The organism is Minwuia thermotolerans (assembly GCF_002924445.1).
Classification (GTDB): domain Bacteria; phylum Pseudomonadota; class Alphaproteobacteria; order Minwuiales; family Minwuiaceae; genus Minwuia; species Minwuia thermotolerans.
This window is the reverse complement of the sequence record NZ_PIGG01000026.1, coordinates 159,973-169,111: the sequence shown is the minus strand read 5'-3', so window position 1 is coordinate 169,111 and position 9,139 is coordinate 159,973. Positions and strand designations below refer to the sequence as shown.

Sequence of the window (9,139 nt, the reverse complement as noted above, 5' to 3'; positions counted from 1 at the left end):
ATCCCCGCCTTGTGCGGGGATCCGGAGCGGCTTGGCCGCAAGTTGATGATTGGACCGGATGCCCGCATAAAGCGGGCATGACACCGTGAGTACGGGCATGTCTTCAGGGGAGGAAAGACGATGGACGAGACACGCATTCCGGTCCTGGTCGGCTCGGGCCAGGTCACCCAGCGGGAAGAAGACCCCAGGGCGGCCCTGTCGCCGATGGACCTGACAGCGGCCGCCGGCGCGGAGGCCGCGAAGGACGCCGGCGCGGAGCGGCAGGTGCTGGAGGCGCTGGACACCGTCGTCCAGCTCGCTTCCTTCTCCGACACCAGCTGGCGCTTCACCTGCCCGTTCGGCCGCTATACGAACCCACCGAAATCGCTCGCCGCACGGCTGGGCGCAACGAACGCGAAGCGGCTGGTCTACACCCATGCCGGCGGGAACATGACCCAGTGGTGCATCAGCCGCATGTCGGAGATGATCACCCGCGGCGAGCTCTCGGCCGCCATGATCGCCGGCGGGGAAGCGCTGGCGACCCAGAAGGCCGCCCAGCGTGCCGGCGTGGAGCTCGACTGGTCGGAGGATCCGGGCGGCGAGCCTGAGCGCTGGGGCGTCTCGAAGCGCGGCTGGAGCGACATGGAAGACCGCCACCGCATGGCCGGCGCGATCTTCGCCTATCCGCTGGTCGAGAACGCCATCCGCGGCCACAAGGGCGAAACCATCGACGAGCACCTGATGTCCATGGGCCGCCTGTTCGAGGGCTTCGCCAGGGTGGCGGCGGCGAACCCGCTGGCCGATCGCCGCGACGGTTTCACCGCCGAACAGATCGCCACGGTCAGCGAGAAGAACCCCTTCATCGGCTTCCCCTACACGAAGCTGATGAACGCCAACGCCTTCATCGACCAGTCGGCCGCGGTCATCCTGATGTCGGTGGCCCGGGCGAAGGAACTGGGCATCCCGCGGGAGAAGTGGGTCTTCCTGCATGGCTGCGGCGACGCCAACGACCACTGGTACCTGTCGGACCGGATCAATCACTGGAGCTCGCCGGCCATGCGCACGGTGGGCGAGGAGACCTGCCGCATGGCGGGCAAGTCGGTCGGAGACATGGACTTCCTCGACCTCTATTCCTGCTTCCCCTCCGCCGTGCAGATCGCCTGCGCCGAGATGGGGATCGCCGAGGACGACCCGCGCGGGCTGACGGTGACCGGCGGCCTGCCCTATTTCGGCGGACCGGGGAACAACTACGTCACCCACTCCATCGCCGAGATGATGAACCGGGTCCGCGCCCGGCCCGGCTCCTGGGGCCTCGTCACCTCCAACGGCAACTACGTCACCAAGCAGTCGGCGGGAATCTACTCGACCGATATGCCGGAGAAGCCGTTCTCCCCCGCCGATCCGGCGACCTATCAGGCGCGGATCGACGCCGAGAAGGGGCCGGAAGTGGCCGAGTTCGCCGAAGGCCCGGCGGAGATCGAGACCTACACCGTGATGCACGACCGCAAGGGACCGAGCTACGCGATCCTGTTCGGCAGGCTGGACGACGGGCGGCGCTTCATCGCCAACACGCCCGCCGACCCGGATCTGCTGGCGGAGATGGAACGGACAGACTATCTGGGCCGCGCCGGGCAGGTCTCGACCGCCGACGGCGTCAACATCTTCGTGCCGGCGTGAAAGCAATGTCGTCCCCGATGGCGATGCCACTCGGGGACCGGGCTGATCCAGCCTGGTGTTGGACTCGATCCCCGCGCACCGCTCCGCGCTGGCGGGGGTGACACCGGAAGTACGCGCCGACCGGTCATGCCGCCAGCGCAACCTCGCTTACCACGGCCACGTAGTGGCAGGCGGCTGCGGCGAGCACGAAGGCGTGCCAGACCGCGTTCTGGAACTTCAGCCGCTCCCAGAGGTGGAACAGCACGCCCAGGCTGTAGAGCAGGCCGCCGACGCCCAGCAGCACGATGGCTTGCAGCGACATGTTCGCGAACATCGGGCCCAGGGCGAGCAGGATCACCCAGCCAAGCAGCAGGTACACGGCGATCGACAGCCGTTCGAAGCGGTGCGGCCAGACCAGCTTCAGCATGGCGCCGGCGAGGGCCCCGGCCCAGACCACGCCGAACAGGCTCCAGCCCCACGCGCCGCCAATGGCGACCAGAGTGAAGGGCGTGTAGGTGCCGGCGATCATGAGGAAGATGGCGGCGTGATCCAGGCGGCGGAAGATACCCTTCCAGTCCCCCTCGGGCATCAGGTTGTAGGCCGCCGAGCAGCCGAGCATGGTCACCAGTCCGCCGGCATAGATGACCAGCGCGGCCATCCTGAGCGCATCCGCAGCGGGCAGGGCCAGGGCGGCCAGCGCGGCGCAGGCGCCCATGGCCAGCGCCAGCCCGATGGCGTGGACAAGGCCGTCGGCGATGCGTTCGGCGCGGCTGTAGTGGCGGCCCATCCCTTCCGGTCTCCCGCAGTCGTCGTCAATCTTCATCTGGTCGGATCCGGCGGCGCGGCAAGCCCCTTCCTTCCCGATCATGGGCCATGCACCATGGCGACAATGTGAAGAAGGCCGATCCTGGGGAGGACGCAATGGCGCTGAAACTGAATCTGATGGCCGGCTACTGGTCGTCGCATCCGCCGCAGAACATGGTCGCCATGGCGCAGCTCGCCGAGCGGCTGGGCTGCCATGGCTTCTTCACGGCGGAGGCCTACGGCTCCGACGCGCTGACGCCGCTGGCCTGGGTCGGCGCGCAGACCGAGCGGATCAAGCTCGGCACGGCCATCGCGCAGATTTCGGCGCGGACGCCGACCTCGCTGGCCATGCACGCCATCACCCTGGATCATCTCTCGAACGGGCGGGTGATCCTGGGTCTCGGCGTCTCCGGCCCGCAGGTGGTGGAGGGCTGGTACGGCCGGCCCTTCGCCAAGCCGCTGGCCCGCACCCGCGCCTATATCGACATCATCCGCCAGGTGCTGGCCCGCGACGAACCGGTCGAACACCAGAGCGAGCACTACACGCTGCCCTATCCGGCGGATGCGCCGGGCTCCTGGGGCCTGGGCAAGCCGCTGAAATCCATCGTCCATCCGCTCCGCTCCGACCTGCCGATCTTCCTCGGCGCCGAGGGCCCGAAGAACGTGAAGATGGCCACCGAGATCTGCGACGGCTGGTTCCCGCTCTACTTCTCGCCGACCGGCCCCAAGGTCTATGCCGAGCAGACGGCGAACCTGAAGCCCGGCTTCGAGATCTTCTGCCCCGTCCGCATCGCCATCACCGATGACATCGAGGGCGCGCTGGCCAGAGTGAAGGAGAACCTGGCGCTCTATGTCGGCGGCATGGGCGCGCGCGACCGCAATTTCCACAACGACCTGGTCGCCCGCATGGGCTATGCCGACGCGGCGGCGAAGATCCAGGACCTCTATCTCGACGGCAAGCGACGGGAGGCCGTGGCCGCCGTGCCCGACAGCCTTGCCGACGAGATCAGCCTGATCGGCCCGCCCGAGCGCATCCGCGACAGGCTGGCCGCCTGGGAGGAGAGCCCGGTGACGGGCCTGATGGTCTGGGCCGCCGACGAGCGCGAACTGACGCAGATGGCGGAGCTGGTGGTGGGGCGGTAGGCCGGTCGCCGCCATCGAAGCTCAGACCGGTTCGTCGTTGGCGCGCGGCGCCCGTCGGCCGCTCGCCATCTGCCCCAGTGTGAAGTTCTTCTGGCCCAGATGCCCGAAAGCGAAGGAGAGCTTCGCGTCGACCAGGACCGTGAAGCCCAGTTCCCGGGCCTTGTCGCAGAAGCCGAAATCCTCGCCCAGCCAGATGTCGCGGCCGTCGCGCTCCTCGAGGAAATGCGACGGGAAATACGGCTTCTCCATGCGGCGGAAGATGTGCGCCTTCACCAGCATGCCGCCGCAGCCGAGATAGTCGGCCGCCACCAGCCCGTCATCGGGGCCGAGCGCGAGCGGCTCGCCCCAGCGCTTCATGGCGGTGATCCGTTGCCGTCCCTCGAGCCGGGTCGAGGCGGCGGCGCCGACGATGTCGCGATCGTGGGAGAGCAGGCGCGCGCCGGTCTCCGGCGGGAAGGTCATGTCGCTGTCGAGGAACAGCAGATGCGTGGCGCCGTGCTCCAGCGCGCGGTTGACCAGGTTCTGCCGGCCCTGGGGCAGGATCGCGACCTTTTCGTTGACCAGGATCGAGGGGATGCGCCGGTGCGTCATGTCGGCGAGCATGCGCGCCAGGCAGACCGCGAAATCCATGTGGACCATGTCGCCCGACGGCACGCAGACCGCGACGCGGAGGGCCGGCGCGTCAGGCATGGACCGCCATCAATTCAAACGGCGCCCTTGGATCCCGGATCGCAGTCCGAGACAGGCTTGATCCAAGGGCCCAGCGAAGAAAAAACCGGGTCCCGGGGTCAAGCCCCGGGACGCCGTCGGGACAAAGGCGGTAATCCCCTCGCGCGCCTGTTGGCACTATTTGAACTCCCGCGCGTCCTCGACGACGACGCCGTCGTTGGGCAGACTGCCGGGCTCGACAATCTCGACCTCGCCGCGCAGCTTGGTGACCGTCTGCACCGTCTGCTTCAGCGCCTCGATCAGCGCCGCGCCGCCCGAGGAGGCCTCGGCCTTGAGGGTCATCTGGTCGCGGTTGTCGGGATTGGTGACGACGATGCGCGCCTTGTCGACCTCCTTGTGGCGGTCGACGATCTGGCCCACCAGCTTGGCGTGGACGAACATGCCGCGCACCTTGCAGGACTGATCGGCCCGGCCCATCCAGCCCTTGATCCGGGTGTTGGTGCGGCCGCATTCGCTCTGGCCCGGCAGGATCGCCGTCATGTCGCCGGTACCGTAGCGGATCAGCGGATAGATCGGGTTGAAGGTGGTCACCACGATCTCGCCGACCTCGCCCTCCGCGACCGGCTCGCCCGTGCCGGGGCGGCAGATCTCCAGAATCAGCCCCTCGTCCAGGATCATGCCCTCGACGGGGATCGATTCGTAGGCGATCAGTCCGACGTCGGCGGTGCCATAGCCCTGCGTGGTCTGGATGCCGCGGTCCTCGAACCACTGCCTGAGCGAAGGCGGCAGCGGTTCCGCGCCGACCGAGGCCTTGCGGTAGGAGGAGCTGTCACGCCCCATTTCGTCCGCCTTCTCCAGCAGGATGCGCAGGAAGGACGGCGTGCCGGCATAGGCGGTGGGCTTCAGCTTCTCGATCGCGTCGACCTGCATCTCGGTATTGCCGACGCCGCCGGGGAAGACCGCGCAGCCGATGGCGCGGCAGCCCGTCTCCACCAGCATGCCCGCGGGGGTGAGGTGATAGGACAGCGTGTTGTGGACCACGTCGCCCTGGCGAAAGCCGGCGGCGTAGAGCGCGCGGGCGTAGCGCCAGTGGTCGCGCGCCGAGCCGTCGGGCTCGAAGATCGGGCCGGGCGACATGTAGATATGCGCCATCTCGGTGACGGCCACGGCGTTGAGGCCGCCGAAGGGCGGGTTCGCCGCCTGGGCCTCCTGCACGTCGGGCTTGCGGATGACCGGCAGCTGCCGCAGCGCCTCGCGGCTGTTGATCTCTTCGGGGTGGATGTCCTTGTAGAGTTCGCCGAAGAAGGTAGAGCCGTTCTTCGCATGCGCCACCTGCCCCGGCAGCGCCGCCATCAGGTCTTCCTCGCGCTTTTCCGGCGCGCGCGATTCCAGCCCGTCGTAATGATCCATCATTCTTGCCTCCCCTGGTGCATCTGCGCGCGCGAAGCCTAGCGTGAAAGCCGGGGCGCGGCCAAGCGGCTCACTGCGCGCCGAAGGGCACCGCCCCCACCGTGCCGCATGGGTCACCCGCTTTGTCGCTTCCGGCCGGATGTGCTTCAATGCCGCCCGGGAGGACAAACGCCATGACTCTGAAAATCTGGCCGGTCACGGAAAGCTTCGCCGCCGAGGTCGACGGGGTCGACCTGTCGCAGCCCCTCGACGCGGATACCGTCGAGGAGATCAAGCAGGCGTTCTGGAAATACGCCGTGCTGGTCTTTCCGGACCAGAAGCTGACCCAGGATCAGCATGTGGACTTCGCGCGCCATATCGGCCCGCTGGAGGAATCGATCGCGCGCCACCGCAAGGACATCAAGCCCAGGCTGCGGCTCGACCTGGCCGACGTCTCGAACCTCAACGACCGCGACGAGATTCTGGAGGAAGATCACCGGCTCAGGCAGTTTCAGCTCGGCAACCGGCTCTGGCACACCGACAGTTCCTTCAAGTTCGTGCCCGGCCGCGCCAGTCTGCTTTATGGCCGGGCCGTACCGCCGGCGGGCGGGCGGACCGAGTTCGCCGACGAGCGCGCGGCCTGGGACGCGCTGGACGCGGCGACGCAGGCGAAGCTGGACGGGCTGATCGCCGAGCACTGCATCCGCTATTCGCGCATGCGCATGGGCTTCGACAATTTCTCGGAGGAGGAAATCCGCCAGATGCCGCCCGTGCCGCAGGTGCTGGTGCGCACCATTCCCGAGACGGGGCGGAAGAACCTCTATCTCGCCTCCCACGCCCTGAAGATCGTCGGCATGGAGGACGAAGCCGCGCGGAAGCTGATCGACGACCTGATCGCGCACGCCACCCAGCGCCAGTTCGTCTACAGCCACCGCTGGCGGGCGAACGATCTGGTGATGTGGGACAACCGTTGCACCATGCACCGGGGCACGCCATTTGACGATCTGGTCTACAAGCGGGACGTGCAGCGGGCGACGGTAGCCGAACCGGCCAATTCCGTCGAGATGGCGGGCCTGCCGCTGCCCGGGATCGCGGCATAGGAGAGAGCCATGGGTCTGTTCGGATCGAAACGCGACGACGGCGCCTTCGGACTGGTGTCGGGCAGCTTCCCCGACCCGGCGACGGATATCGACGCCGCCGCAGACAAAGGCGTGGCCGTGCTTGCCGGCGGCTGCTTCTGGTGCGTGGAGGCGGTCTATCTGGAACTGGACGGCGTCCGGTCCGTGGTCAGCGGCTATGCGGGCGGCTCGCCGGAGACGGCCGACTACAACAGCGTCTGCTCGGGCCGCACCGGCCACGCCGAGGCGGTCGAGATCCGCTACGACCCGCAGAAGATCAGCTTCGGCATGCTGCTGAAGATATTCTTCTCGGTGGCCCACGATCCGACACAGGTCGACCGTCAGGGCGCCGATGTCGGCCCGCAATACCGCTCCGCGATCTTCTATGCCGACGACGAACAGAAACGCGTGGCGGAAGCCTACATGGCGCAGATCGACGATGCCGGCGTGCTGGACGGCGCCATCGCGACGACGCTGGAGCCGCTGGAGGCGTTCTACGAGGGCGAGGACTACCACCAGAACTACGCCGCCCGGAACCCGATGCAGCCCTATATCGCCTTCACCGCCGCGCCCAAGGTGCAGAAGCTCTACAAGCTCTATCCGGAGAAGACCAAGGGGCGCTGACCGCTTGTGGAATCAGGTCTCCCTTGTCGCCCTTGAACCCCGGATCATGTCCGGGGCAGGCTTGATACAAGGGCCCAGCCAAGGGAAGAACTGGGGCCTGGGGTCAAGCCCCAGGACGCCAGGCGATTCAATCGTGTCGTGGGGAATCTACCCGCGGTCGTCGTAGTCCAGCACGACCCGGTCGCTGACAGGCGTCGCCTGGCAGGTCAGCACATAGCCGGCCTCGATCTCCTCGGGCTCCAGGCCGTAGGTCTTGTCCATCTCCACCTGGCCCTCCACCAGCTTCGCGCGGCAGGTGCAGCACATGCCGCCCTTGCATGCGAAGGGCAGATCGGCCTGCCGCGCCAGCGCGGCGTCGAGGATGGAGGTGCCGTCGTCGACCATGTCGAAGTCCATGCGGTGGCCGTCGACCACGACGCCCACATGACGGGTCGGCAGGCTCTCGCCCGGCGCGGCGGTCTTCTTCGGCTTCGCATTGCCGTCCCCGGCCGGAGTGAACAGCTCGAAGCGGATGCGCTTGCGCTCGACGCCGCGGTTCTTCAGCGCCCTGGAGACGGTCTCGATCATCGCCTGCGGGCCGCAGAGGTAGAACGCCTCCGTGCCCCCGGTGTCGATCAGCCGGTCCAGCATCATGTCGAGCTTGGCGTCGTCGATCCGGCCCGAGAGCAGCGGCGCTTCCTGCGCCTCCCGCGACAGCACGTGCAGGATCGAGAGGCGCGCGGGAAAGCGGTTCTTCAGGTCCTCCAGCTCCTCGCGGAAGATCACCGTGCCGGCCGAGCGGTTGCCGTAGACCACGGTGACCGACGACTTCGGCTCGCAGAACAGCACCGCCTTGACGATGGCCAGGATCGGCGTAATGCCGGAGCCGGCGGCGAAGCAGACGAAATGCGCCTCCCGCTCCGGGTCGGGCCGGAGCACGAAGCGGCCCTCGGGCGCCATCACCTCCATCGCGTCGCCGGGGCCGATGTCCTCGTTGGCGAAGGTGGAGAACAGCCCGCCCTCGACGCGGCGGATGGCGACGCGGATGTCGCTCTCCGTCGGGCCCGAGCAGATGGAATAGGAGCGCCGCACCTCACGCCCGTCGACATCGGCCTTCAGCGTCAGGTACTGGCCCGCCTCGTGATGGAAGGCGGACCGGAGATCCTCGGGCACGTCGAAGGCGATGGAGACGCTGTCGGGGGTCTCCCGGCGGACGTCGGCGACTTTCAGGCTGTTGAACAGGGCCATTTCTCCGGTCTCCCGATGCGCCTCAGTGGCACTTGAAGTAGTCGAAGGGCTCCAGGCACGCATTGCACTGGAACAGCGCCTTGCAGGCCGTCGAGCCGAAGGGACTCAGCATCCTGGTGTCGGCGGCCCCGCAATGGGGACAGGCGACGTCGGGCGTCTCCCCCAGCAGGTGACGCTTGTCGGTCGAACGTCCGACGGGCGGGGCTATGCCGGCTTCCCTGAGCTTCTCGCGGCCGCGTTCGGTGATCTCGTCGGTGGACCAGGCGGGCGAGAGCACGATGTCCACGGTCACCGCCCGGCAGCCGCCCGCGGCCAGCCGCTCGCGGATCAGCAGCTTCATCATGTCGGTCGCCGGACAGCCGGTATAGGTCGGCGACATCTTCACCACCGCACCGCCCTCATCGGCCAGTTCGACGCCGCGGATGACGCCGAGGTCGATCAGGCTGAGATTGGGGATCTCCGGATCCGGCACCTCGGCCAGCATGGCCCAGACATCGTCGAGCGTGGGAAGGGTCTCGGTGGGCATGGGG

General features: G+C 67.8%; 9 protein-coding genes. 4 read left to right on the top strand and 5 right to left on the bottom strand.

Translation table 11 applies throughout. The annotated features are described in order from the left end of the window. Positions 1 to 120 precede the first annotated feature (120 nt). Positions 121 to 1,656 (top strand): acetyl-CoA acetyltransferase, encoded by a 1,536-nt coding sequence (locus CWC60_RS06530; RefSeq protein WP_109793181.1) that lies wholly within the window; start codon positions 121 to 123, stop codon positions 1,654 to 1,656. A gap of 124 nt (positions 1,657 to 1,780) precedes the next feature. Here the strand turns inward: CWC60_RS06530 and trhA are convergent, their stop codons facing one another. Next, a complete protein-coding gene (trhA, locus tag CWC60_RS06525; RefSeq protein ID WP_206419800.1) occupies positions 1,781 to 2,458 on the bottom strand; it encodes a PAQR family membrane homeostasis protein TrhA in 678 nt (225 codons plus the stop codon). Between the two features lie 98 nt (positions 2,459 to 2,556). On the opposite strand from trhA, the gene CWC60_RS06520 reads away from it, so the two are divergent. Further along, positions 2,557 to 3,582, top strand: a complete 1,026-nt coding sequence (locus CWC60_RS06520; protein ID WP_109793411.1) for an LLM class F420-dependent oxidoreductase — start codon at positions 2,557 to 2,559, stop codon at positions 3,580 to 3,582. A 21-nt stretch (positions 3,583 to 3,603) separates the two neighbouring features. Here the strand turns inward: CWC60_RS06520 and CWC60_RS06515 are convergent, their stop codons facing one another. Together CWC60_RS06515 and CWC60_RS06510 are read right to left on the bottom strand one after the other, a co-directional pair. Continuing rightward, on the bottom strand, positions 3,604 to 4,272 hold the full coding sequence (locus CWC60_RS06515; protein WP_109793180.1) for a glycosyltransferase family protein: 669 nt from the start codon (positions 4,270 to 4,272) through the stop codon (positions 3,604 to 3,606). Positions 4,273 to 4,428: 156 nt separating this feature from the next. Next, the gene (locus CWC60_RS06510; RefSeq protein ID WP_109793410.1) at positions 4,429 to 5,661 is read right to left on the bottom strand and encodes a phenylacetate--CoA ligase family protein; all 1,233 of its coding nucleotides are present in this window, start codon (positions 5,659 to 5,661) and stop codon (positions 4,429 to 4,431) included. Between the two features lie 173 nt (positions 5,662 to 5,834). Here CWC60_RS06510 and CWC60_RS06505 point away from each other — a divergent pair, with 173 nt between their 5' ends. Both CWC60_RS06505 and msrA read left to right on the top strand, forming a co-directional pair. Continuing rightward, entirely contained in the window at positions 5,835 to 6,740 is a 906-nt protein-coding gene (locus tag CWC60_RS06505; protein ID WP_109793179.1) for a TauD/TfdA dioxygenase family protein, read from the top strand. A gap of 9 nt (positions 6,741 to 6,749) precedes the next feature. Continuing rightward, positions 6,750 to 7,382, top strand: coding sequence for a peptide-methionine (S)-S-oxide reductase MsrA (gene msrA / locus CWC60_RS06500; RefSeq protein WP_109793178.1), 633 nt, complete (start codon positions 6,750 to 6,752; stop codon positions 7,380 to 7,382). Positions 7,383 to 7,529: 147 nt separating this feature from the next. On the opposite strand, the gene paaE is transcribed toward msrA, so the two are convergent. Continuing rightward, entirely contained in the window at positions 7,530 to 8,609 is a 1,080-nt protein-coding gene (paaE, locus tag CWC60_RS06495) for a 1,2-phenylacetyl-CoA epoxidase subunit PaaE (protein ID WP_109793177.1), read from the bottom strand. A 22-nt stretch (positions 8,610 to 8,631) separates the two neighbouring features. After that, a complete protein-coding gene (gene paaD, locus CWC60_RS06490; protein WP_109793176.1) occupies positions 8,632 to 9,135 on the bottom strand; it encodes a 1,2-phenylacetyl-CoA epoxidase subunit PaaD in 504 nt (167 codons plus the stop codon). Positions 9,136 to 9,139: the final 4 nt, after the last annotated feature.